This is a genomic window from bacterium, assembly GCA_030247525.1.
GTDB lineage: Bacteria > Electryoneota > JAOADG01 > JAOADG01 > JAOADG01 > JAOTSC01.
In genome coordinates this window covers 33,731-58,811 of record JAOTSC010000003.1, presented here as the reverse complement: position 1 = coordinate 58,811, position 25,081 = coordinate 33,731, and the positions used below count along the sequence as shown (strand labels likewise).

The 25,081-nt window shown below is 49.9% G+C and carries 27 protein-coding genes; all 27 read right to left on the bottom strand.

The genetic code is table 11. The features are described from left to right. A partial coding sequence (locus OEM52_00840) for a hypothetical protein (GenBank protein ID MDK9698683.1) occupies nucleotides 1-187 on the bottom strand: 187 nt, incomplete at its 3' end. A gap of 36 nt (nucleotides 188-223) precedes the next feature. After that, nucleotides 224-2,392, bottom strand: a complete 2,169-nt coding sequence (locus OEM52_00835; protein ID MDK9698682.1) for a hypothetical protein — start codon at nucleotides 2,390-2,392, stop codon at nucleotides 224-226. A 190-nt stretch (nucleotides 2,393-2,582) separates the two neighbouring features. Beyond that, the gene (locus tag OEM52_00830) at nucleotides 2,583-2,987 is read right to left on the bottom strand and encodes a F0F1 ATP synthase subunit epsilon (GenBank protein ID MDK9698681.1); all 405 of its coding nucleotides are present in this window, start codon (nucleotides 2,985-2,987) and stop codon (nucleotides 2,583-2,585) included. A 15-nt stretch (nucleotides 2,988-3,002) separates the two neighbouring features. After that, the gene (gene atpD, locus OEM52_00825; protein ID MDK9698680.1) at nucleotides 3,003-4,508 is read right to left on the bottom strand and encodes a F0F1 ATP synthase subunit beta; all 1,506 of its coding nucleotides are present in this window, start codon (nucleotides 4,506-4,508) and stop codon (nucleotides 3,003-3,005) included. 283 nt (nucleotides 4,509-4,791) lie between these two features. Beyond that, entirely contained in the window at nucleotides 4,792-5,067 is a 276-nt protein-coding gene (locus OEM52_00820) for a type II toxin-antitoxin system HicB family antitoxin (protein ID MDK9698679.1), read from the bottom strand. 1 nt (nucleotide 5,068) lies between these two features. Continuing rightward, nucleotides 5,069-5,266, bottom strand: a complete 198-nt coding sequence (locus OEM52_00815; GenBank protein MDK9698678.1) for a type II toxin-antitoxin system HicA family toxin — start codon at nucleotides 5,264-5,266, stop codon at nucleotides 5,069-5,071. Further along, complete coding sequence (locus OEM52_00810; GenBank protein MDK9698677.1) at nucleotides 5,263-5,823, bottom strand: hypothetical protein; 561 nt, start codon at nucleotides 5,821-5,823, stop codon at nucleotides 5,263-5,265. The genes OEM52_00815 and OEM52_00810 overlap by 4 nt, the downstream gene beginning before the upstream one ends. A 1-nt stretch (nucleotide 5,824) precedes the next feature. Next, nucleotides 5,825-6,103 (bottom strand): hypothetical protein, encoded by a 279-nt coding sequence (locus OEM52_00805; protein ID MDK9698676.1) that lies wholly within the window; start codon nucleotides 6,101-6,103, stop codon nucleotides 5,825-5,827. A gap of 352 nt (nucleotides 6,104-6,455) precedes the next feature. Continuing rightward, complete coding sequence (locus tag OEM52_00800) at nucleotides 6,456-6,947, bottom strand: DinB family protein (GenBank protein ID MDK9698675.1); 492 nt, start codon at nucleotides 6,945-6,947, stop codon at nucleotides 6,456-6,458. Nucleotides 6,948-6,962: 15 nt separating this feature from the next. Then, entirely contained in the window at nucleotides 6,963-7,175 is a 213-nt protein-coding gene (locus OEM52_00795) for a type II toxin-antitoxin system HicB family antitoxin (protein ID MDK9698674.1), read from the bottom strand. Next, a complete protein-coding gene (locus OEM52_00790; GenBank protein MDK9698673.1) occupies nucleotides 7,159-7,368 on the bottom strand; it encodes a type II toxin-antitoxin system HicA family toxin in 210 nt (69 codons plus the stop codon). The genes OEM52_00795 and OEM52_00790 overlap by 17 nt, the downstream gene beginning before the upstream one ends. Nucleotides 7,369-7,542: 174 nt before the next feature. Beyond that, nucleotides 7,543-8,406, bottom strand: coding sequence for an ATP synthase F1 subunit gamma (atpG, locus tag OEM52_00785; GenBank protein ID MDK9698672.1), 864 nt, complete (start codon nucleotides 8,404-8,406; stop codon nucleotides 7,543-7,545). An 86-nt stretch (nucleotides 8,407-8,492) separates the two neighbouring features. Further along, nucleotides 8,493-10,001, bottom strand: coding sequence for a F0F1 ATP synthase subunit alpha (gene atpA, locus OEM52_00780; GenBank protein MDK9698671.1), 1,509 nt, complete (start codon nucleotides 9,999-10,001; stop codon nucleotides 8,493-8,495). Between the two features lie 53 nt (nucleotides 10,002-10,054). Next, on the bottom strand, nucleotides 10,055-10,822 hold the full coding sequence (locus tag OEM52_00775; GenBank protein MDK9698670.1) for a hypothetical protein: 768 nt from the start codon (nucleotides 10,820-10,822) through the stop codon (nucleotides 10,055-10,057). Nucleotides 10,823-11,693: 871 nt separating this feature from the next. Further along, nucleotides 11,694-12,074, bottom strand: coding sequence for a HEPN domain-containing protein (locus OEM52_00770; protein ID MDK9698669.1), 381 nt, complete (start codon nucleotides 12,072-12,074; stop codon nucleotides 11,694-11,696). Further along, complete coding sequence (locus tag OEM52_00765; GenBank protein ID MDK9698668.1) at nucleotides 12,071-12,391, bottom strand: nucleotidyltransferase domain-containing protein; 321 nt, start codon at nucleotides 12,389-12,391, stop codon at nucleotides 12,071-12,073. Before OEM52_00765 ends, OEM52_00770 begins: the two co-directional genes overlap by 4 nt. A gap of 93 nt (nucleotides 12,392-12,484) precedes the next feature. Next, on the bottom strand, nucleotides 12,485-13,021 hold the full coding sequence (gene atpH / locus OEM52_00760) for an ATP synthase F1 subunit delta (GenBank protein ID MDK9698667.1): 537 nt from the start codon (nucleotides 13,019-13,021) through the stop codon (nucleotides 12,485-12,487). A gap of 85 nt (nucleotides 13,022-13,106) precedes the next feature. After that, nucleotides 13,107-13,601 (bottom strand): F0F1 ATP synthase subunit B, encoded by a 495-nt coding sequence (gene atpF / locus OEM52_00755; GenBank protein ID MDK9698666.1) that lies wholly within the window; start codon nucleotides 13,599-13,601, stop codon nucleotides 13,107-13,109. 80 nt (nucleotides 13,602-13,681) lie between these two features. Then, nucleotides 13,682-13,909 carry an ATP synthase F0 subunit C gene (gene atpE, locus OEM52_00750; protein MDK9698665.1) on the bottom strand — a complete coding sequence of 76 codons (228 nt, stop codon included), beginning with the start codon at nucleotides 13,907-13,909 and terminating at the stop codon, nucleotides 13,682-13,684. A gap of 301 nt (nucleotides 13,910-14,210) precedes the next feature. Beyond that, complete coding sequence (gene atpB, locus OEM52_00745) at nucleotides 14,211-15,158, bottom strand: F0F1 ATP synthase subunit A (protein ID MDK9698664.1); 948 nt, start codon at nucleotides 15,156-15,158, stop codon at nucleotides 14,211-14,213. Between the two features lie 136 nt (nucleotides 15,159-15,294). Then, nucleotides 15,295-15,657 carry a hypothetical protein gene (locus OEM52_00740; GenBank protein ID MDK9698663.1) on the bottom strand — a complete coding sequence of 121 codons (363 nt, stop codon included), beginning with the start codon at nucleotides 15,655-15,657 and terminating at the stop codon, nucleotides 15,295-15,297. A gap of 82 nt (nucleotides 15,658-15,739) precedes the next feature. Then, complete coding sequence (locus OEM52_00735; GenBank protein ID MDK9698662.1) at nucleotides 15,740-15,994, bottom strand: AtpZ/AtpI family protein; 255 nt, start codon at nucleotides 15,992-15,994, stop codon at nucleotides 15,740-15,742. A gap of 75 nt (nucleotides 15,995-16,069) precedes the next feature. Next, nucleotides 16,070-16,534 carry a polymer-forming cytoskeletal protein gene (locus OEM52_00730; GenBank protein ID MDK9698661.1) on the bottom strand — a complete coding sequence of 155 codons (465 nt, stop codon included), beginning with the start codon at nucleotides 16,532-16,534 and terminating at the stop codon, nucleotides 16,070-16,072. An 8-nt stretch (nucleotides 16,535-16,542) separates the two neighbouring features. Further along, entirely contained in the window at nucleotides 16,543-17,379 is an 837-nt protein-coding gene (locus tag OEM52_00725) for a M23 family metallopeptidase (protein ID MDK9698660.1), read from the bottom strand. Nucleotides 17,380-17,850: 471 nt separating this feature from the next. After that, complete coding sequence (locus OEM52_00720) at nucleotides 17,851-23,445, bottom strand: S8 family serine peptidase (GenBank protein MDK9698659.1); 5,595 nt, start codon at nucleotides 23,443-23,445, stop codon at nucleotides 17,851-17,853. Between the two features lie 166 nt (nucleotides 23,446-23,611). Continuing rightward, nucleotides 23,612-24,301 (bottom strand): ImmA/IrrE family metallo-endopeptidase, encoded by a 690-nt coding sequence (locus OEM52_00715; protein ID MDK9698658.1) that lies wholly within the window; start codon nucleotides 24,299-24,301, stop codon nucleotides 23,612-23,614. Continuing rightward, on the bottom strand, nucleotides 24,288-25,001 hold the full coding sequence (locus OEM52_00710) for an alpha/beta hydrolase (protein ID MDK9698657.1): 714 nt from the start codon (nucleotides 24,999-25,001) through the stop codon (nucleotides 24,288-24,290). Before OEM52_00710 ends, OEM52_00715 begins: the two co-directional genes overlap by 14 nt. Between the last annotated feature and the right edge of the window lie 80 nt (nucleotides 25,002-25,081).

Here is a 25,081-nt window from a genome sequence, read left to right as displayed (position 1 = left end):
CTATTCGCATTAATTCCGCCACCTGAACGTCAAGCGCAGCGCGGTCGGATTCCCAGTTTTTAATGATGCTGGAATCGCCTTCCGACAACTGTTTCTGCCACGCTGGTTGCGCCAGTGCCGCGAAGTTGGCGAGCAAGGCCGCTATCGCAATGGTTATCGCGATTCGCGTTCTTCGCAATCGAAGCATAAGAATCGGCTCCTTCTTCTGGCTAAGCGGAATCACTTACTTCTGTTCCGGTGGTACTACTGCCGGCTGAGCACTCGAACTATCGGGCGTCGCCGTCTTCATCATTTCTAACAATGCCGCACTGGCAGCAGCCTCTTCGGCTTGCTCGGCTTTTTCTTCCATCAGCGTTTCGAGACGTTTGATGTAGAATGTCAGCTCATCGCTGCGGTCACGTTTCCGGTCGAGTAAATCGAAATCGAAACCGCCTAACGCATAGCGGGTCATCGCAAAGTTGGCGTAGCGGTCGATGTCGGTGGATATTTTATCCAATTGGGCGGTTAATATCCTGGTTCCAAGCTTATCGAGTTTCATCGTTGTAAAAGCGGCCCGATCTACGGTTTGGAACGGCGCATCGGGACGGGATTGCGAAAGCAAATCACGCGACGACTTTCCCAACTCCTTCAACCGGCGGTTAAAGGCAAGAACGTCCTGTTCCCGTTGAATGGCAGGCGTTAACCCTTGTGCAACCATCATCAAGTCGCCTAACCGAGCGGATAGCTTTTCCTGCTTCTCGGTTAACTCAAAATACTTTTTCAACTGGGAAGGTTTGTTTTGACGGTCGACTGAGCGCGACATGTTCACAAGATTTTGCGCCAGTTGTGAGGTCGCAATTTCTTCCTGATACAATTCCTTTAACGCTGGATTCGCCGCCAACGACGCACCGTTTTTGTTCTGTTCGATCATGAGCAACAAGCGTCGACGTTGGTCGATATACTTCGCAAACACCCCGATGTCGTTTTCCAGTAGTAATTCTGTTTCCAACGTATTCAACGAGTTCAATAGATGGTATAACTGGTATCGTTCTTCGGTGTAGTCGGAAATCTGTTGCCGTTGCTCCAGCATTCCAAGAATATGCTCGAACATCGGTACCGCTTCCACTTGACCACTACGAATTTCCGTTACTTCGGCAAGCCAGGCATTCGCTAACGGGACAAACGGGCTCCAAGCCGCACGCCGAACTAACGTGTCGAGTTCCATTGACATATCGCTGTACTTCGACATCGACCGGTAAATCCAAGCCCGAGTAAACAACACTTGATCGCCATATTCAGAACGAGTGTCCAAACCTTCAATCGTTTGCAACGCCTCGCGACTGCGACCGCTGAAATTCTGCAGTTGGGCATATTTCAAAGTGGCGTATCTTTTCAAATCGGCATTGATTTGTAACCGCTTATCCAGTTTCTTGCTGAGTATGGGGGAGAGGGCGGTCATTGCACTGTCGAATTGTTGGTTCAAACCGTAGGAGGAACCCAGCAGTAAACGCGCACGTTCATAATAATCACTGGAGGAGGGTACTTCATTTAATGCGCTGATAGCAGTCGAGTAACCACCGGCAATGTAACGGGCACGTCCGGTATGGAACTGAACCCGACCCTCTTTGGCAAACGGACGACCGGCATTAATCCATTGCAGCCAATTGCTTTCCAATCCAGCCAAATCGCCTAACTCTGCATAAATAAAAGCTAACCGGTTAAACACTTCCGGCCGATAACGCGAAGCTTCCTGTATCACAACCCGATTGTAGGCGAGAATCGCTTCGTCGTAATAACCGCCAGCGAGGGCGATCTCGGCACGGTAGAACCAGAAGCTATCGGCAAGGGCTGTCGGATAATTTCTGCCGTACTCATCGGAAAGCATTAGCGCCAATTCGGGATCGCTCGCTTTATCGACGTCAGCTCCATAAGAACGCTCAAACGACTGCCAGTCCCTCATCCGCATCCGGACGATGTCGAGCGGACTCGCTGTTGCGATCAAGTCGCGCTTCAGTTTGCGAACAGCTTCAAGGCGGGAGTCATAATCGGAAACACGAGTCGCTTTATAATCTTCAAAGCTTTTGAGCAAATTTAGGGTATCGCGAAATACCCAGAAGTCGGCGACTTCGCTGGTAGGCCAGGTGAAGTTGGGAACATCCCCCCCACTGCGTTTTCGCGCTTGGATTTCTGATCGGCTGCCGTCGATCATCGTTTGGAGAAACGCTTCGCGCAATTGCAGTTCGGCGGTAAGCCGAACCATCTCTTTTTGGACGTGGATCGATTTTGCCTGCGCGAATGTCCGGTCGATCCACGTCGCCCGCAATCCGCTTGCTGCGCCCGCTTGCGCCATCACAACCACAATCGCAGCCATTGCGATGAGTCGAGGCGCTAAGCGCTTTGCCGCTAAAATCATTCTGTCACCCCTACCAACGATCGTTATCGACCCCTTCGGGTTAACCCGCCCGAATATAAAAAAAGGGCAGTATACGAAATATGCCGGAAACGGCATTCGGTGTCAAGTTCAGGATGTTCTTAACATAAAGCAATCTCGATAGGATTTCCAATCGAGACGCCACTGAATTTTGAAATATATGATACGAACGTTATGAATTTGTTTTTGCCTTAATACGTGATTTCGCTCGAGATAGCGCTGCTTGGTACTGTTCCGCTTCGACCCGGTCGGTAGCGGCCCGCAACCCTTCCTCGGCGCGTTTGCGGGCGGATTCCGCCCGCGTAACATCAATGTTTGCCGCAGTTTCGGCTGTCTCTGCCAAGACCACAACCTTCTCGGGAAGGACTTCGACAAAGCCCGCCGATACCGCGATCTTTTCGTGCTTACTCTCGGTGGTATCAAGTTCGATGACACCCGCCTGTAGTGCGGTGATAAAGGGTACGTGACCGGGCAGCACCCCAAACTCGCCGGCAACACCCGGTAACCGAACCGATTTTACATCCGATTGAAACACAACTCCGCGAGGCGTTAGGATTTCAAATGTGATCGCCATCATACCACCGTGTTTCGATTAGACCTTGATGCCCATCTTCTTCGCATTCTCGAAGACATCTTCGATTGCGCCGCACATGTAAAATGCGCCTTCCGGAATGTGGTCGCATTCCCCATCGATAATCATCTTGAAGCTGCGCACATTGTCCTTCACTGAGACGAACTTGCCCGGGCGACCGGTGAACACTTCCGCGACGAAGAACGGTTGCGACAGATACTTCTGAATCTTACGGGCGCGTTCCACGGTCTGTTTATCCTCGTCCGCCAATTCGTCGATACCCAAAATCGCGATGATGTCCTGCAAGTCCTTGTAGCGCTGCAGAATCTCCTGAACCCGCTTGGCGACGGCGTAATGCTCTTCGCCGACAATCAGTGGATCCATGATGCGCGACGTCGAATCGAGGGGGTCGACTGCCGGATAAATTCCCATTTCCGTCAACCGCCGCGATAATACGGTAGTCGCATCGAGGTGTGAGAAGGTAGTCGCTGGAGCAGGGTCTGTCAAATCGTCTGCTGGAACGTAGATTGCTTGAATCGAGGTAATCGATCCATCCTTCGTCGAAACAATGCGTTCCTGCAACTCACCGAGTTCGGTAGCAAGGGTCGGTTGGTACCCGACTGCTGATGGCATTCGACCCAGCAATGCGGATACTTCGGAACCGGCCTGCGTGAACCGGAAAATATTGTCTACAAAGAATAGTACGTCTTTGTGTTCGACATCGCGGAAATACTCAGCGACCGTCAAACCGGAAAGACCTACGCGCTGACGGCATCCCGGCGGTTCGTTCATCTGACCGAATACTAACGCCAGTTTCGAGTCGCGTAACGCCTCTTTCTTCACCTGTGTTACATCGAATTTGTGCGCGTCGAAGCCTTCACCGTACCGGACGATGCCCGATTCCACCATTTCGCGCAAGAGGTCGTTCCCTTCACGGGTACGTTCCCCGACGCCGGCGAATACGGAAATACCGCCGTGATTCTTCGCTACGTTGTTGATGAGTTCCTGAATCAACACCGTCTTACCGACGCCCGCGCCGCCGAACAAACCAATTTTACCACCCTTTGCATAGGGGGCGAGCAAGTCGATGACTTTTAAACCGGTCTCGAACATCACATTCGCGGTGGAAAGGTCTTCGAACTTCGGGGCGTGGCGGTGAATCGGCCAGCGTTCTTCGGAAGCAATCGGACCCAATTCGTCGATCGGATTTCCGATAACATCCATCAAACGGCCGAGGGTAGCGGGACCGACCGGCACCGAGATCTGTGCTCCCGTATCCGATACCTTCATTCCGCGCATAAGTCCCTCGGTATTATCCATGGCGACGGCGCGCACGGTATTGTTGCCGAGGTGCTGTTGGGTCTCAAGGATGACGTCTTGTCCATCCGGCCGTTTCAGCGTTAATGCGCTGTACAAATTCGGCAAATTCCCTTCCGGAAACGCCACGTCGACGACGACGCCGATGATCTGCTTGATCTCACCGACCGCGAGCGTCTTGTTCGTTGTTTTTTGACCGTTGTTGCTCATTCCATTTTCCTATTGTTCCAAAACATTCTTTTGTGGCCGCGACAATTCTTCGCATGTGAAGCAGCGAAGAATCACGAACTCCGATGAATCATCTGTCCGGGTTCGTATTCCTGTCGCGGTGTAGGGGCGTATGGCATACGCCCTCAAATTCACTTGGGTACCGGCAATTCTCCCGAATTGCACATTTTCTTTTTACAGGTCTGGAGACCTGTCGCTACCCGTCCCGTTTGGGTGGTTACGGGCTTCCAAGCCCGTCACACGATGGGCGTATTGCAATACGCCTCTACTCATGACCGCGTACCGTCGTCCTGGTAATCCGACGTATTGCTTTTCGCCGGGTCGGACGCTCCACTTCCACCATACTTGCTTTTGTCACCGGTTTCGGGATTGGTAATCCATCTTCGACCATCCCTTCCAAATGAAATTCGATGGCTTCTTGGATATTTTTTTGCAATTCTTCTAACGATTTTCCACAGGAAACACAACCCGGAAGATCGGGTACGGAAGCCCAATACCGGCTTTTCGACCGTTCGATGAAGATAGCATACTCGTACCGCATATTACTTTCCTCTCTTCCGCAATCCGGCTTGATTCAAGATAGAAATCCGAATGCCTTCCGGCATATCCTCTCCAACGTGTCCCGGAACTGTCACACGTCCCGGTTTTTCAGGGTGCTTGAATTGCCGATGACTTCCTTTGGTCGTCACCAAGTACCAACCGTCTTTTTCTATTAGTTTTATTATCTCACGGACTTTCATGTGTTTTGATTACTTTTAACATTAAACAAGCTCTGGTTTCTTGCGTTTTTCAAAACACTGTATTGCGATTGATCGAAAGAACCAAACTCATTTTCATTATACATTCCTTCATTTGTTTTCAGCTGAAAAGAATTTATCTTACTTAAGACAAAAGTTATACCTTTCTTCATAAATGATTTAATTTTGATACTTCTAATCGACATTTTCAACAGAACAACATTTCCGTACTTAGAATATATCGCCAGAAGATGTCCGGACTTTTCACGTGCAGGTTCTAGTTCTACGTTCTGTTCACCTTCGATAAGATTCTTCACCCATAATCTTTCATCACCTTTTTGATCCTTATAGGCTAAGAATTGATCAGGTTCTCCTAAATACACATGTAGTAAATATCTTCCAACTGAATTATTTTTCAACTCACCGCTGTTTTTTTGTGCAATTTCAATTTTCGGTAAGATAGATAGACGCAATAATGAATCGAGCAAGTACCCATTGTTTATTACGCCTTGCTTGTTTTCTGAACCATCTTTTTTGTCATAATTTCTAATAAGCTTCATTTCAATTATGTTGTTGTTTTTTTTGTCCCCATATAGACATCCTATTTACATACTTCTCATCATTCAACGTCAAACACAAATCTGCATGGAATTTATTTCCTTTTTGTAATTCTTCGTAAACATATTCGTGTTGAATTTTTGTTATTGGATAAGGAACTCCACGTGCAATTAATTCTTGTAAAATACTATGACTGAAACACGATCTGATAAATGCTTCGCTCAAACTACTCTTATTTGCACACAATTCCGGTAATCCAAAAAACGCTTGTTCGATAATCATGATTTTACTCCTTGTTTTTAATTAATTAGATTGTCGAGCCTATCTCGACTACTACAAGGTTATCAGAGTTTGTTCACTTGCGTTCAACTCTCTCTTTTCCACCTCATCGACCCGAAACGGCAGATCGCTATCGACAAAAGCTTCCCGCAATAGCGCCATTGTTCGGATTGGGTACTGGCAATTCTCCAGAATTGCTATTTTCTTTTTTACAGGTCTGAAGACCTGTCGCTATCCAATCCCCAAAACCTATCACCCATCACCGGGCGACCCAGAGGGTCAGCCCCTACACCTTTCACCCTACACCTTTCACCCTACACCTTTCACCCTACACCTTTCACCCTACACCTTTCACCTATTTTATCGCGCCTTCTTTACCAAGTAACCGACGTAATAATCCGATTTGTCCTAAATGGTATCCTTCATGGAACGATAGAAAGAATACCCGGCGCTCCCGCGTATCCGGTTTATCGAATCCCGTACCGGGCAGCGAAGCCGGTTCCAACCACTGTTCATCGGTCGTCGCATCGATGTTCGTTTTCAAAAGCTCCGACGACTCCTGCCACAGTTTTGTCAATTCATCCAGAGTAAGAAAAGAATCGAAATCAGCGCCGCTGGTTCCCCGCTGATACGGCTCGAGTACGGCATTCGTCTTTGTCCAGTCGCAACCGAGAAAACCGAGAATATGGACGCGGGAACAGAGCATGTGTCCCATAATCCAATTTACGCAATTTCCGCCCGGCTCCATCCGCCTTCGCGACTCCGCATCGGAAATACCGGCGAGGTTGACATTCACCGCATAATCGTGAACGCCATACACCCACTTCATATTCTCACTAACACTCATCGATACCATCCAATCCTATGCAAAAATCAAACGACCTTTCGGTTCCGGAACATTTCTACCCAATTCGCGAGCGGTTTCCATCCATTCCTGCGCGACGATTTCGATATTCTCAAACGCTTCCCGATAGGTTCTCCCATCGGCGGCACAGCCCGGTAATTCTGGCACTTCGGCTACAAATGCCTGATCGTCTTCGCTCCAGTACAAAATCACTTCATACTTCATCGTCAAATCCTTTCAACCGGTATTTTACAATCAGATTTCTCGTCTGTTTCACTTGATACGGTTTTGCTTTTCCGTTTTCCGTCGGTTGAATATTTATTATCTCTTCGAAGTCGTCACGAACGAAAATATGATGACTTCCGCGAATCCGTTCCGAAAATTCTAATTGTAAAAGAACGGCACGAAGATCGTCGAAACGGATGTTCGTATCCGAACGTCATGAAAGTATTTGCTGAAATATCTTTGCGAGCTTTCCCAATACTTTCACCCTACTTCGGGCGACCCACATTGTCTTCCCCTACACCTTTCACCTTACACCCTTCACCATCTTTCCCCAACACCCAACACCGATTCCCGAATTCCGAACCCCGAGTCCCTACCCTTTCAGCGCTTCCGCGCCGGCGACAATTTCGAGTAGTTCTTTCGTAATCGCACTCTGCCGCGCTTTGTTGTATTGCAACGTTAATGCGGAAATCATATCGGACGCCGCCTTTGTCGCATTCTCCATCGCCGTCATACGCGCTGCCATTTCCGCAGCAAACGATTCGAGCAGCACGTGCCAGATAGCGACATTGATGTACTGCGGCAACACTACATCGAGAATCGCTTCCGGGGACGGTTCAAATTGGAAATCCTGATGAAATCCGCCCTTCTCCTCTTCCGCCGGAATAATCGGGAGGAGCTGTTCGACAATGATTTGTTGTTGGACGACATTTTTGAATTCGTTGTAAACCAAGTAGACGCGGTCAAGTCCAATCATCTCATTGTAATATTTCGCGATGATGTTATCGCTGATACGGCGCGACTTTTCCAGCGTCGGGTCGGGAAAAATGTCGAGATGCTTGGAAATGACGTTGTAGCCGCGTTTCGTAAAGAAGTCGGTCGCTTTCCTGCCTACGGTAATCAGGAAGCGGTCAGCCCCTTCATGTTCGTTGTACGCGGCAACGGCGCGTTTCATCACATTCGTATTGAAACTGCCGGCGAGCCCGCGGTCGGAGGCAACGACGACAAACCCGACTTGCTCCGGCGCTCGTTCCACCAACAACGGGTGGCTATAGTCGGTGCGTCCCGCCATTTCGGCGATGACGTTGCGCAACCGGTGCGAGTACGGACGCGCCGCCAGCATATTATTTTGCGCCCGCCGTAATTTCGCCGCCGCCACCATCTTCATCGCTTTGGTGATCTGTTGCGTCGACTTCACGCTGACGATGCGCTGTTTCGTCTGTTTGAGAGATGGCATATTTTACCAATCAGAAAAGGGAACGGGATACGGGGAACAGGGAACGGTGCAAAACTGTTTACTGTCCCCTGTTCCCTGCCCCCTATTTAAGCGACAAACGTTTTGTTGAAGGACTCAATCGCCGAAGAAAGTTTCTTCTTCAGATCGTCGCTCAAGGCACGGGTATCGACAATTTCTTTCAGTAGATTTCCGTGACTGTTCTCAAGATAGGCGACCAGTTCGGATTCCCACTTCTTCACTTTCCCCTTGGCGACATGGTCGGCAAACCCTTGCGTACCGGCATACATGACCGCGACTTGCTTATCGAGCGACCACGGCGCATACTGCCCTTGTTTCAAGAGCTCAGTCAATCGTTCGCCGCGGGTAAGCTGCGCTTTCGTCGACGCATCCAAATCGGAACCGAGTTGCGCGAAGGCTGCCAGTTCACGGTACTGTGCGAGATCGAGTCGCATCGTACCAGCGACCGCTTTCATCGCTTTCGTTTGTGCGCTGGAACCGACGCGCGAGACCGAAATACCGACATTGATTGCCGGGCGGATACCGGAATAGAATAAATCGGATTCGAGGTAAATCTGACCGTCGGTAATCGAAATCACATTGGTCGGAATGTACGCTGAGACGTCGCCCGCCTGCGTTTCGATAATTGGTAACGCAGTCAACGAACCGCCGCCCAATGCATCGGATAACTTCGCTGCGCGCTCCAGCAGACGCGAGTGGAGATAGAACACGTCGCCGGGATACGCTTCGCGTCCCGGGGGTCGGCGGAGCAACAGCGACAATTGGCGATACGCCCAAGCGTGTTTCGTTAAATCGTCGTAAATCACCAATGCGTGTTTGCCGTTATCGCGGTAGTATTCACCCATTGCGGCGCCGGTGTATGGGGCAATGAACTGAATCGGCGCGGTTTCGACCGCAGTCGAGGAAATCACGGTGGTGTATTCCATCGCACCGTGATCTTCGAGCGTCTTCACTACTTTCGCAATCGTCGAACCTTTTTGACCGATGGCGACATAGATACAGTAAACGCCTTGACCCTTCTGGTTGATAATCGTATCGACTGCGACGGCGGTCTTGCCGGTGCCACGGTCGCCGATGATGAGTTCGCGTTGTCCGCGACCGATCGGGATCATGCCATCGACTGCCTTGAGTCCGGTCATCAACGGCTCTTTCACCGGCTGTCGGGTGATTACACCGGTAGCTTTCCGTTCGACCGGGAGGCGGTGTTTCGCATTGATCGGTCCCTTGCCGTCAAGTGGGAAACCGAGCGGATTCACCACTCTGCCGCAAAGCTCTTCACCGACTGGAACGTCGACGACGCGGCCGGTGCGTTTGACGACATCCCCTTCACGAATCGCTTCGTCGCTGCCGAAGAGGGCGACGCCGACGTTGTCCTCTTCGAGGTTCATCGCCATGCCGAACACTTCGCCGGGGAACTCGATCAATTCGCCCGCGAGACAGTTCTCTAAGCCGTAAACCCGCGCAATACCATCGCCGACGGTTAAGACGCGTCCGACTTCATCCATTTTTACCTGGGTCTCGAAGGACTTAATTCGATCCTTCAATACCGACGTAATTTCATCTGGCCGTAGTTGCATGCAGTTGGTTCCTGATTGGTTGCGTTTTCAACTTTACACAATTTGATAAATCACTATACATAGTTTTTACTAAGAGTTTCTCGTGCACCGAATAAAATATTCTTTGCTTCAGCTTCATTTGGTTCGGTCTCTTTTACGTGATCACATTTTACTCTGATTTCATTAAGGTGCTTCAATCTCAACTTTTCAACATCATCTATTCGGTCGGCATCATATAAACGATCAATTACAACACCTAACGTTGGTTTATTAGGTAACACGATCTCTAAATCATTACATATGTGAATTAAGTGCCTCTCAATTACAATACCAGCTATGTTTCCTGCTGCTCGATAGAATTTATTTTGACACAAATATTCTGCCGATTCTAATTCACTGTAAAACAAATCAGCTCGAACAAAGTTTTTTAGTTTGTTTAATGACCCATCAATCGTACTAATACACGCATTTAATAGTCCAATTTGAATATCTAGGAGACCACGCACAGCATATTGTACATTTATTTGATATCCAGAGCTGACTTGGTATACACCGATAATATAATCCGACAATGTATAAGTACTAGCTGTAATTTCTTTTCTTGTTTCGTTTTTAAAGCACATTATAAAATCATTATAGCAGAGACTATTATACTCATGTATGTAGGGCAATGATTTTCCATACCATAGGGGATAATGTCTACGAAACATTACTCCTTCCAAATTTAAAAATAGTTCGTCGCCCATTTTTAGCAAAGAATCTATTTCATTTTTTATTGCTTCTTCGCTTAACATCTCTCCACCATCAAAGTTGATTGAACCTGTTTCAGAGACTAAACTCAAACTTCACACACTGTGAGGAGAGATGTGAAATTTGATTTGGTCAGGCAAGATTGCCTAACCTCCAATTGTAGGGGCAGACCCTCGGGGTCGCCCGTAAGTACAAACACCCTCGTTTGCACGATGTATGATTTCAAGGACAATGACACAAAATCAAACAATTAGATTTTTACTAACACTTATGAGATTTTCTATCATAATTATAAACGCACAACAGCTCTTTATAGTATTCATATTTATTGTCGATCTTATTAAATAATCTATCAACAACACCAACCTTACAAACAAGATTCAACATGACAAAACCAAATACTACCGATGCAATAAAATAAAAAAACATAAACAAAGTATCATCCTTGATTTTATCTATAAATGGTATTTTAAAAACAAAACCCGCAAAGATAAACCCCGAATACATGATTAGTATAGCAAATGATAGAAAAATCGTTCTAAGAGTCCAAAAAGAATATTTGAATATCCTCACCTTCCTAACTAGTTCTGGAGTTATCTCGATCAAATCCTGATGTTGATCATCTTTAGAACAGTCATCTGGTTCTGAAGAATACATTGGTATCACCTCCAGTTGTTAATACAATTCCAAAGACGATGACAAAGCAGGAGCTTTGTCGCTACGTTCCCACTTTCCCGCTTCCTTCTGTCCCACTACTGTACGATGGGCATTCTTGTCCGTCGCTCTTCCTCAGTCAGGCAAGATTGCCTAACCTCCAACTCCGCGACAAGAATGTCGGGGCAACGTTGTAGGGGTTCAATTACAAACACGAATTGAAAAATCATCGGTGTTTGTGAACCAACGCTAGAAATGCGTTGGGTTCATCGAACCCGGATATTGTCTCGGATGCGATAATTTGCGTCCCTACGCTCCTTCGCAATACTCCCGACACTTCGCTACAAACGCCTTCGCTTCTTCAAATAATTGCAGCGCTTCCGCTTCACTGTTCTCCGGCGCCGGCCAATAATCGTTCTTATTGCGCGTTTCAAAGCCGTGTTTGAGCCAACGCCCTTCTACCTCGGTGAATTTACCCGGTTTGACAAAGAACTGATTAAATGCGGCAATCACACCGGCATGAGAACTGCGCGCCACATCTTCCGTTTTCAGTACTGCGGTTACCGCATGAAACATCGCATAGTAGGAACGGTTGATCGCCGCATCGAAGAACTCGTTCGTCAGAGTAAAATTCGCTTCGACCAGAAATCGCTCGGCACGCTTCAAGTGCAACGCTACAAGTTCGTTCACACCGTCACCCCTTCGCTATGGATAGCGCGAAGTATCGCATAATCCCGGTCATTGTATTCTTCGAGCGAAATTATATGCGTATCGACGACCACATCAAACGCTAAATCGATTTCGACAAAGAGCGATCCCGCTAAATTCCACTCAGTTAAATCGTCATATTTTGGATCCAACACAATCGCGACGTCTAAATCCGACTCGTCAGTCTCTTCGCCACGCACATAGGAACCGAAGACCACGACCTTTTGCAACCGCTCGCCGTACAGCGGTTCCAGCCGCCTCTTCAATTCCCCAGCGATTTGCAAAATCCGTGGATTCATTTTTCTCTTCGATGTCCCGTACGATGGACATTCTTGTCCATCGGAATCATTGTGGACAGACAGGAGTGTCTGTCCTACGGTTTACACCCGCCCCTACGCCAACAACGCCTGTTTCAGGTCGTCTAATTGACGTTTGAGCGAGGCGTCGTACCGTTTCCCTTCCAGTTCCAGAATCGAACCGCCCAACAACGAAGCATCGGTCTCCGACGTCAATTCGACTTGTTTGTGAATCGATTTCCCGATTTTCTCCGCCATCGCCTTTACTTGTTTTTCGGTGAGTGCAATCGAACTAATCAAGTTTGCCGAGACGATCCCCGCTTCTTTTTTCATTCGCTTAAGAAACTCATCCGGCAATTCGAGCAGGAGTTCTTCGCGCCCGCGTTCAATTACCACCTGAAAAAAGTTCCGAGTGATTTTACTGCCGCTGGCGAATACCGCAAGCAACGTATCGAGCTTTTCCTTGCGCGACACTTGGGGCGATAACAAGTATTCCGCGAATACTTTTCCCGATTCGCCGGAAACCAACAGCATACCCAGCGCCGCCATGTCGGCAGTCACCGTTTCCAATTCGCCGGTCTCTTTCGCGGCAAGGTACAACGGCTCCGCGTAGCGTGATACTAATAAGCTCATTTCTTCCTTGCGGTGAAAGGTATAAGGTGTAGGGTGTAAGGTGGCATGAAGATCCCTTTCACCCTTCACCTTTCACCATACACCCTTAGTTCAAATGATTGATCGATTGTTCAATCAAGCGCTGATGGTCTTCCGGCTTCAACTCTCTGCCGATCACCGCTTGCGCGGCATTGAGCGCTACCGTTACGACTTCGCTGCGAATCGAGGCGATGGCTTTTTGCTTCTCGCGTTCGATTTCGGCGGTAGCGGTTTCCCGCTGCTTCTGCGCTTCGACTTTTGCCTGTTCGATGATGTCGGCGGCGCGATGTTCCGCATTCTTCATCATCTGGGCGACCCGGTCATTCTGCTCGGCAAGCATTTTCGCCTGTTCCTTGAGCAGACTTTCCCGCGCCCCTTCGGCATCGACACGGGCAGATTCGGCGCGCTTCAAATCGTCGGCAATCGTCTTCTCGCGTTCTTCGAGCGCCTTGACAATCGGACCCCACGCGGTTTTCCGCAGGATGATGAGCACCGCTAAGAATAGCAGCGTCGTCCAAAACCACATTCCGACGTTGGGCGTTACCAATTCAATTGGATTCATGGTTCCCTCAGGGAATGGGGAACGGGGAACGGGGAACAGTGCTTTACCTGTTCCCTAACCCCTGTACCCTGTTCCCGTTTTTATTTGAACGACAACAGTAAGCAAATAACGGCGCAGAACAACGCGACGCCTTCGATAAGGGCGGCGGCGATAATCATAGCCGTTTGAATTTTCGCGGTCGCTTCCGGTTGCCGGGCGATTCCTTGCATCGCTTCGCCAGCGAGGCGGCCGATGCCGAGTCCGGCGCCGATAACCACAAGACCTGCGCCGATACCGGCGGACAACAGTGCGTATGCTTCATTTCCCATGAAAGTGCTTCCTTATTTGTATTCTGCACGACCGACATTCCTGTCGGTCGATGTTAACGTTATCCGACACGCCTCTTTTCCTTCACGCCCGTCGGACAAGAATGTCCGACGTACAGTTGAAAGACGTACCGTTCCTTTCCAATCACTTGCCCGCATCACGCTTTAGGCAAGGGTTCGGTGGCGCGGACAATCCTGTCTGCGTTGGGCATTAGTAAAAAATATGCCCTAACCGATACCGGATTTTCCATATCCGGCGTGCGCGTCGAGGCTGTGCCTCATATTTATCGCGCGAAAAAATCAATTAATGCGCATGCTCGTGACCATGTTCGTGGTCGTGTTCGTCGTGTGCCGTTGCCAGTTGTCCAATGAACAGCGCCGACAGCATGGTAAAGATGAACGCCTGCAAAAATGCGACAAAGATTTCCAGCAACATGATACCGACGCCGCCCGCAAATGGGAGCAGTCCAATACCGAATGCCGCCCCGGCGCCCAGCGCGCTACCCAACATAAAAATCAGTCCGATGAATGAAAGCACCAGCGCTTTTCCCGCCACCATATTCGCAAAGAGACGAATCGTTAATGCGAACGGTTTTACGAAGAGTCCGACAATTTCTATCGGGGTCAGAATAAAGTAGACGGGCCACGGAATACCGGGCGGGGCGAAATGCTTCAAAAAGCCCCACAACCCGTGGACGCGCACCCCGCTATAAATCATCAGGATAAACGTCATCACCGCCATCCCCATCGTTACCGCGATATTCATCGTCGGCGATTTCGATCCGGGGATGAGTCCGGCAAGATTACCGAACAGAATGAAAAAGAAGGCAGTCAGGAAGTAATTGAGGAGGTGTTTGCCCAACTTCTCACCCATTGCAGGGTAGACCACATCGTCGCGAATGAACTTCACGAACACTTCGAGGAAATTACCTAACCCGGTCGGGGCTTTCCCCATCCGTTTCTTCGCGGACTTGCCGGCGAGCGTCGCAAAAATGACCAAGACGAACGCCGCTAATGCGAGGATAAAACCGTGCTTCGTGAGGGTAAAAGTTCCCCAATCGGGAAGGAATTCGAGATGGTGATCGAGTAGATTGTAGGTCAAATCCTGCCCGGTCCAAAGCGAATCGTGGGCGAACGAGTAGTCGTGAGCGCCATGCTCCGCGCCGTGTTCGGCGGCATGGCCGGCAACGGATTGCGCCGCGTGGAGCGTATCGCTCACCGTTTGGGTTATCGTGTGGGTCGGTTCACTCATTCGCACATTTCCATTCGGTTGTTTAGTTCAATGGGTAGCCACCGATGGGTAGTGGCTTATGGGTAGCCGCGGGCTTTAGACCGCGTTTACACTCGTTTTATTTCCATTCGCAGACTGAAGTCTGCGGCTACCACATTTAATGTTCTTGACTCAAAATTCTAACAATCGTCGGCAATTCCGCCAACTGTATCGCAAAGTACATCATCATAATCGCAATTACATTGCCAAGTCGGGCATTCTCGGGAAACTTCGTCAATGCGACCACCACTAATGCAATCACAAATAAGATGCGAATCCCGCCGCCGATGGCGACCGCTTTCATCGGTTGGCCGTTGCTATTTTTTGCAACACGGAGCTGGATGAATCCCGCCAAACCGGTACCAATCGCAGTAATCACGGCTAAGAAATATTTCGCGCCTACCATGCCTGCCGGTGGCAGATAGTATGTGAAATAGAGCGCGAGTGCGATCAAAAAAAACCATCGGAATAGTGATTTCACCGGCATTCCAAAGTCGCTAATGTAAGAGGTCGATTGCCTAAGTGCAATTCCCGCAACAACAAATCCATCGATAAAAATACGCTTACTTATGATTCTTTTCGAGGTCACTTCGTTCGGTGTCGCGATTGGCTTTGAGTACCGCCCGGATGAATGCGATCATTCCCCCCGTCGCTCCGAACAGTGCTCCGAGAAGCAACCCCCACGGTTTTGTGTTCCAAGCGCGATCCATATACCACCCCAGTCCGGCACACACCGCGATAGTACCCACCATCTGAATCCCCAGCGATGAGTATTCACCGATGGCTGCCCATGCCTTTACGCTATCGCGGTCTAACATCTCGGGGATCGGATATCGGAATTCGGGAATCGGTGAGTAAATTTGAACCCCGAACCCCGAGTTCCGAATTCCTGCCTATCTTTTGCGATCCGCCCAGCGCGGTACTTCCGGTTGTTGCGCACCTTCGCTGGTATTCGGTTTCGTTGCATCACTCCGCGGTTCCGCTTGCGGCATCATGAGCGGCAGCTTTCCGGTACCCATCCGCGACATCCCCTCGAATACCGCCCCTTCTTCAATTACCAGTTTAGCACACACTAAATCGCCATTCATCGCCGCGGTACTGTTCAGGGTAATTTTATCCGATGCACTCACCGAGCCGATGACTTTACCACCGACAATTACCGATTTTACTTGAACATTTCCCTCGACCGTGCCGTTCGGACCAACCGTCAAAGTCTCGGTAACATTCACTTGTCCGTGGACGCGACCATCGAGCCGCATCGAATGAGGAACTGTGATGTTCCCTTCGATTAATGTTTCAGCGCCAATCACCGTTGCGATTTCTGTTCCGGTTGATGTCGTTCCGCCGCGTGTCAACATAACTCCTCCTACCGCTTGTTTGCGGTAAACCGATTCTCCGAGATCATCGTCATCGGATCGATCACAGAATTTTCTTTCCAAACCTCGAAATGTAAATGCGGCCCGGTCGATTTTCCAGTCGAACCGACCAATCCAATCGGTTCGCCTTGTCGAACGATATCGCCCGCATTCCAAAAAAACATTTGGGCATGACCATACATCGTGGTGTACCCGGAGGGGTGTCCCACAAGTAACGTATTCCCATACTGTTGTGTCCACCCGCTGAAAAGCACGGTACCGCTTGCCGCGGCAATAATTGGTGTACCACTCGCCGAGGCAATGTCGATTCCACGATGTCCCTCATTGCCCGCAAACGGTGAATTGGTAAAATGTCGTGAAACCAACCCAACCGTCGGCATCAATGTCGGTAAAAACGTTACATCGGATAATTCTTGTCCGGAACGGGAACTGCTGGAAAACTGCTTGGAACGGTAACGCTCCCGCAACAAGGCGCGGTCTTCCGCTGTCAATCCGGGGCGGCTTCCTAATGCTCGCCGCACCTGATCGTCGAGAATCTGGAGCGATTCCAATTGCATCCGCATTTCGTCCAGTTTCACGACACTCACTTTGAGCGATTTGTTTTCCTGTACTAACCGGTCGTAGGAAAGTGCTTGCCGGAGAAAAACACCCCAAGTGATTACCATCCCAATGAGCATCACTGCCAACATTACGATAGCGATGCGAATCCAGCGCCAACCGATTACCGACATCGTGAGCGAAACTGGCTCGCGGTGATCGGGGGGCACCCATAACAATTGATAATGTTTCCCCTCGGAATCGGCAGGGGGACCGCCAAATTTCAGCATACTCTTCTTGCGGAATGTACAAAGATATCCAGACTATTTACTACAAATTCTCTCCGAACACAAGAATTGAGGGTTGGGTAATGGGTAATGGGCAATGGGGGATGAGTAATGGGTTATCAGTGTTGGGGTGTTGGGGAGGTGGTTACGGGCTTCCCCAAGCCCGTTTGGTTGGGGCAAGACCCTTTGGGTCGCCTTTTTATTTAACAGGTCTGGAGACCTGTCCGTACCCCTGTCAGGCAGGATTACCTGCGGCGAGCCGCAAGGTGGGTTGACTAACCTCCAGTAGGGGCGGCAAGCAGCCGCCCGTGAGTAAGGGCGAACCTCGTGTTCGCCCTTTTGTTTTTAACCGGACTGGAACCCTCAGTCCCTACCCATTACGAGCGGACGTTTTCTGTGCCGCCCCTGCCCATCCCCCAACACCTTACACCCTACACCTTTCACCATCTTTTCCCATCCCCCATCACCCACGATCTATTGCATGATAACGAAACCGCTGGCGTCAGTACGTATAATCCACGCATTGCCGGATTGCGTTGTCGAGTTGGAACGATTCGCTCCACCGATTAAAAAGCCGCCATCGGCACACAATGTCAAAGCTCGCCCGTTATCGTCGCCACCGCTATCGAACGTGCGTTCCCATTGTATCACACCACTTGCATTTATCTTTACCAACCTGATATCGCCATTGGTGTTTTCATAGGAGTTTGCAATCAGGAAGACATACCCCCCGTCAATCGTCTTCACTGCCGCCGGGCAATATTCATTACCGCCGCGGTTAAACGTCCGGGTAAAGAGCGTATCGCCGACCGCATTTACCCGCACGAGCCACGCATCGCCATTTGCCGCTCCCAACGCTGTCGTGTAGCCAAACAGCGCCGCACCGCCATCGCTTTCGGGAAGGACACATTGGAAGTGGGAAACTGCGCCACCGCCGTAGAATCGGGTCCAGGTGCGATTACCGGCATCATCGATCCGCACCAGCCAACTCCCCGCGCTATAGGAACCGCCGCCTACCAACCACCCTTGATCGATTGCTGGAGCGACACATACGCCATGGTCATCGTCGCTCGCGGTAATCGCATGAGTACGGGTCCATACATCGGCGCCGTTACGATCCACTTTCCAAAGCAACAAGTCGGCATTCGGCAGTCCATTCCGGCTACCGCCTACCATCAATAAACCGTTATCGAACGTTCGCACCGCTCCGGTACGATAGAAGTAAGAAACCAACGACAGCGGTTTGGTCGCCGTCCATTGTTGACTGCCATTGGAATCGAGCATCATTGCAATCAGCGCAGCGCCGTTGCCTTGATAGCCAGTGATTACAAGAGTTCCTGCGCAAAATTGCACGATGTTGTTGACATGAGCCGGCGTAGTAAAATATTGAGTAGAAAGCGCGGCGCCGGATTGCGCGTATTTCGTGAGTAACCCGCGTCGACCCGTCGCCCAAAATCGGTCGGTACCGGATAGTATCGCTTTCCGCTCGGGAGTTTCTACGACGGCAAACCCATGTTCGTTGAGAGCATCGTCCCCGGTGAAAGTAGAGAACTCTGAGCGAAGAAATGCCGATACACGGTAGTAGGCTTTTTGCGAGAATGTGCTGTCACGATAACGCAATGTCGCGGCGGACGTAACCCCCAACAGATTTCCTTCGGGCGGTGTAAAAAATGGGAGTGAATCGCTGCGATAAATATGATACCCGGATACTTCTGATGGCGATGCATTCCACGTTAAAGTGACGCCGGGAACGGTCGCGGCGGCTTGCAATGTTCCCGCCGGTTGGATTGCATCCAGCGGCATCACCGACAATCCCACCACTGGTATCGTAATCCGAGGTGAATTCCCTGCATTGGAGATAATCGTCAACGAATCCCACAACACGGTCTCGGTTTGCGGCAACCAATTGATGGTTATCGGAATCGAGTCATTCATCACTACGGCAAAATCCTGCAGCGCGGTGGTGACACCAATCGGCAACGTAATTCCGGTAACGTGTAAATTTGCATTGCCGGGATTTTTGAACCAAAGCTGTCGGCTACCCGGTTGTCCGCGCACCACACTACCGAAATCGAGATAACGCGGCGAAATAGTCAATTGAGGGAGCCCTTCCCGGAACACAACGTTATCGATATATAAATCGTCGCCATGATAGGAAATTGACACAAACCGCACCCGCACCGAATTACAAAAATAGGCGGCTTGCGGGAACGTCGCAGAGAAGGTCATCCACGTATCGGGAATAAGCGGCGTCGTGCGTGTCCGCAATTGTTCACCGCCGCTATAGAACAGCAAATAGGGATAGGTTACACCGTTGTCGATGGAACACTCAACCCGCAGTGAATCGTGATTTGACGATGGTCCGTAACTCACGTCGAATTGCATTGCCGGATACACCACCCCACCTGAATTTAGGCGGGGAGAAATCAAGTAATCGCGTTCGCCGGGATAGTTGTAGGCGGCATTCGGCATGAACCGGCTGTAGTTTCCGTTATCCAACATCGATGCCCAGCCGAGCCGGTTATCGGGGTTCTGGGTCGTCCATCCAAGTGGCGCACCGTTGTTATCGCTAAAGGTTTCCCAATAGGGGAAGGAGCGATACCAGTCCCCTTTCAAAATCACATTGTAGGGATTCGGGTCCGACGGTGAATTATGATAAATCCGGAAGGTGTTAATCTGACCGGTCGTCGCTACCTGCCACGTAATGACAAACTGCGCGCTATCACCCGGTGCAATCCGGGAATAGGGAGACATCACGGAATATGTGCCCGTCCAACGTACCGAATCGATGCGCAGGGTATCCGCACCAACATTTTTCACCCAAAGCGCGCGGGTAACATTCGCACCAATCGCACCTGCCCCTAAGTCGAGCGTGTCTGCAACCGAGATTCGCGAGAATCCCCGAATTGCAAAATCGAAATCGGAGGTATCCCCGGGAAAGGGATTCGAGGTAACCATCACCCGCATTCGCGCATGATCCGTTATCGCACCCGTTACCTGCCAATTTTGATATCCGTCATTTGCAGTCGCGGCAAACAACCGTTCCCATGTTCCAGTCGGATAATTACGATTCAGATCGAGATGTACCGTGCCGAGACCGCTGTAAGTCCCCCAATGGATTTGATAGGTTGAGTCGACATACCATGTTTCAAATCCGTTGGGATAGACCATTGGCCAGCCTTGTAGAATGGAAAAATTGTGGGGAAGGGTGTCGCAATTCAATGTATCGCTGCGACTACGAATTCGCACCCGCATATTGCTGCCGGTGGTACCACTTACCGACCAGGAATCGTAACCATCGTCGGCAGTGCTATCGATAATCGTTTCCCAAAATTGCGAAGGATAGTTGCGATTCAGTTGAATCCGCACCGCACCTTCGCTGGCGCTTAAAGTTGTCCATCGAACGCCGCCCCAACCGCCGATATACCACGCAGCTCCGTTTTGCGGGTCGGTCAATTGGAAACTGCTATTGCGAATAACAAACGACGCATCGGAAGTATCGCCCCGCATCGTTGCCGCATTCATGATTTTGATGCGGGCATTGGTGGTTGCGGGTCCCGTAACTGTCCAATTGGTACTACCGGAGTTTTGAACGTGGGCAATCGATTCCCATGCTCCGGTTGGATAATTTCGATTGAGATAAATCGAAGCATACTGATTCTCAACCGGTAGATAGGAACCCCAGCGAATCTCTTGTGACGCGCCAATCCGCCAGAATTCACCACCATTCGGCGATAATAATACCCGGTCGTCGGAAAAAATTAAGTTGTTGTCGGTGGTATCACCCAAAGTCAAGTTGTCCTGATTCAAAATCCGGAATCGGGCAGTAGTACTGTGCAGCGGTGTTACAACAAAATCGTAATGTCCGGTATCGACCAAACTATCGGCAACGGTTACCCATCCGTTCGTATCAGGAAATGCACGGTTTAGTTGAATTCTCACCAAATGGGTTTGCGGCGATTCCCATGTCAGATCGATGGTTTCGCCAAACCGGAAGGAACCGCTATTTGGCCAAAAAACATGATTGTATGGACGGATCATAAACGTCCGGTTGCAGGTATCTCCGACCCCGGGAATAGTAGGAATGATAACACGAACACGCCCACTATCGGTCAGCGGATAAGTGGGGTCCCAACGAAAATACTCGTGATTATAATCGCGATGGATGTCCGTCCAAATTGTATTGGCTGCGCCATAATTATGAGTTAACTGGAAGTGATATTCATCTGAGTAAGGACGCCGTAATTCCGATCCGATTATTGGACCATCTCCAATCCAATAAACGCTATTGAAGTTAGATAAAATCTGCGCCGGTCGAGCCACTTCAATCAGCGGAAAAGTTGAATCGACGACAGCGGGATCGTCAACAAAGGAAATCCGGAACATCACCACGTCGGTTGGGTATGTCACTGGATACGCTATCGAAAAGCCGCTGAGCGATCCGATTGCCGCTTGCTGCAGGGTTTCCCATTGCCAATTGTTCATCGCCCGTTTGATTTCAAACCGGTACTGGCGATTGGGATTCGACTCTAATGTTCGAATGCGGATTCCGGCAGTATCACCGATGTATAGTTTATCTCCTTCCTTCCAGAATACCCGCAGTGGTTTCGCCAACAAGTAGAACGACGTATCCATCGTAACGACGCCCGAACCCATTTGCAACGAATCGGGAAACAATCGTACCCCGTGTGTTAACGCCCAGCGAATCTCCTGATTGGATTTCTGTGGGTAAATCGTCCACAACCATGATGCGACCGCCGCCGCGTTGGGCGCCGCCATTGACGTACCCTGCCATGAGATGTAATTCGTCGGGTGAAGCGCATTATTCACCATCGTCGACCATATACCGGTACCCGGTGCGGAAACATCGACATCCGGACCGTAACTGGAAAAGCCCGCCTTGGTGTAGTTGCGATCTGAAGCTCCTACACAAATGCTATTTGCATGACGAGCTGGATAAACCACTGCTGATGTGTCATCGTTACCTGCTGCGGCGAAACACAATGCTCCATGATCGGTCGCCCAATTAATTGCATCTTCTAATGCGTTATTCGTGTTGTAACCGCCAAAGCTCATGCTGATTACTCTTGCTCCGCGATTATGGGCATAATGGATAGCTGAGGCAGCATAATCGGAGTAGAGGCCGGAAGTGGTATCGTTATTCGAATTGATATACGCACAACCGACGCGAAGAGGAATCATCTTGATGTTACGGGAAGCTGAGGGGACACCGCGTGAATTGTTCGTCCGCGCGGCAAGCGTTCCAGCGACGTGCGTACCATGTCCATGAAAATCGTACGGCTCGTTATCGGAATCATCATAATCTTCGCCATTTATCCGTGACTGGGAACTCATCGTGACATTAACAAAATCCCATCCCATGACGTCGTCAATGTATCCATTGTTATCATCGTCGAGTAAATTCCTATCGCCGCCTTGATGGTCAGGCAGCCACCACGAGCTATCCCACCTTCCATTCCGGTTCCAGTCTTCTACCGAATTGGCAACCACATTGTCGGTTAAGTCTTCGTGATCATAATCCACTCCGGTATCGAGGGTAACAGCAATGAAATCGCTATCGGTCGTGCGACCATGATCCCATGCCTCATCGACATTCATCGCCGCAAGTCCCCACATATCGTTTATCGACCAATCGTTGGGAGTCCAGCATGGTTTATATACGGGAATGGGTGCCGCTTCGACGATTTCCGAAAGCGTCGCCGCGCGTTTCGCTAAACTCTCCAATTCAGATAACGAAAACACTTTTTTGAATTGGATGCGATAGTGGCGATGGAGATTATGTTTGTAGAAGAGTGGATCGCTTTGGGTGACTTTACTAAACGGAAAGAGTGGATCCAGTTTCTCGATGCCTTCCCGCGCCATAAACGCATCTAAAGCGAACGAACCGGTAGGTATAGTAAACGTGCCATCACCAGCGCGGTTCGCCGTTTGCGAAAAGCTTTCGGATAGTTTTATCCAGATGCGGTCTTTAGCAAAACTATGATCGGGAATAGCATGGAGCAGTGCGGGAAGCAACAGACAAAACAGCGCAACAATTCGGGTACGCATGGTCGGCTCCTTACCGATAAGTATGTTTTTAATATAAACAACCGAGCACAGGATTCAGAGGAGTTGGGTAATCGTTTTCAAGAAATCCGATTGACAGAAATCACAAATAAAGGGTTGTTATTATAGCCGCTTATAATATTATGCTTTCGTATTTATCGTTCTTTGACTACAATTCCTCCCACTCTGTCCAGAGGAGCACCCGCCGCACACCACTCCCTGTATCGACATAATCGGCAGTCATGGTAAGTCCATCCTGCTCTCGAAAGAGTGAACATGCTTCGTTGAAGGCATCGCGGATGATACCCCATTCGTTCGGTGACGGATGGTGGGGAAACGCGATACTCGGAGATGCGCCGCGAAAGGTGATTTTCCCTTCATCGACTATCGTTCCGACGCCATGCCGAAATTGGAGTTTGCGGCGGAGAATCGCCTCCCACGATGCGTAAGGATATTTTTCCTTTAGCGCCGCCAGTGGCAACGACTTGGCGTCAAGTCCAAAAGTTGCGTCGGGTAATAGCAAACGTGCTGCCAATTGATTGGCGAGAAACTCCTCTTCCTGCGAAGGGTGGGTTTCGTTATCGTGTTCGAGTAGTAAATGAGCAAGTTCATGACAAAAGGAGAAGTTTTGCCGTTCCGGCGAGAGATTCCGATCAAGGTAAATCGAACGACCAATTTTAAAATTGGTGGTGTGGTAGAAACCTAATTCGACACCAACATGATAACGTTGACAAAGGGCGATCAGAAAGGGGGATGCTGCTTCGTCGATGCCGGGCAAAGCATCGCCCGGCAACGGTATCACGCGTTTCGCTAATTCGTCGGGATCGACGGCGTCGGGAAAGAGGTCAGCCGAGGACACGGTCGCTGAATTCGATACCGGCGGGTAGAATTAGAGAAGAACGACTCGAATGCAACGGATGTCTCACCCCGGAAAGGATCGATAGTTCGCCATTCATCAAGATATCGGCAAGTTGTTCGACTTCATCGCTTTTCACCAAATCGTCTTGATCGCCAGTCGTGACCAAAACCGGCATTCGGATTATCTCCAAATCGTCGTCAGTCAAACCATTGTCGACAATTTCGTCGAAGAGTGCGATATTAGCTGTCAACAACTCCTCCCAACGCTCACCGTGAATTTTCTGCAACGTCTCCCGATATTTCGCTGGCATCGTCTCAGGATCGAACTGCTCTCGAAACGCAGCAATCTCATCGTCCGTCCAATAGAATTTTGTCGCATGCATCCAGAGACCACTCAACCGCCCGGGCTGTTGCCGCTCGACTTCGAGTCCGATGTAGCCGCCTAAACTGTAACCCCATAGTAAACAGGGGTTCGTCTCTACTGTATCCATCTTGGCTAACACGTGCTCCACGAGTCCGGCGATCGTAAAATGATCGAGATGGGAGGAATCGGTTCCGTGTCCGGGCCAATCGACGCCAACCGGTTCGTAACCGGCGTTGCGAATCTGCTCCCAATGGGGCGCCCAGTCGCTCGCAACAGTCCCTAATAGACCGGGCAGGATAAACACGGTCGTTTTGCCGCCGTGCTCAGGTGCTGACATGCTAAAGTTATTCCTTTCCAAGACCAACCAAGAGAAGTTCGTATGTTATTGTGAATGGAATGTAAACAAGTTAGAGATTG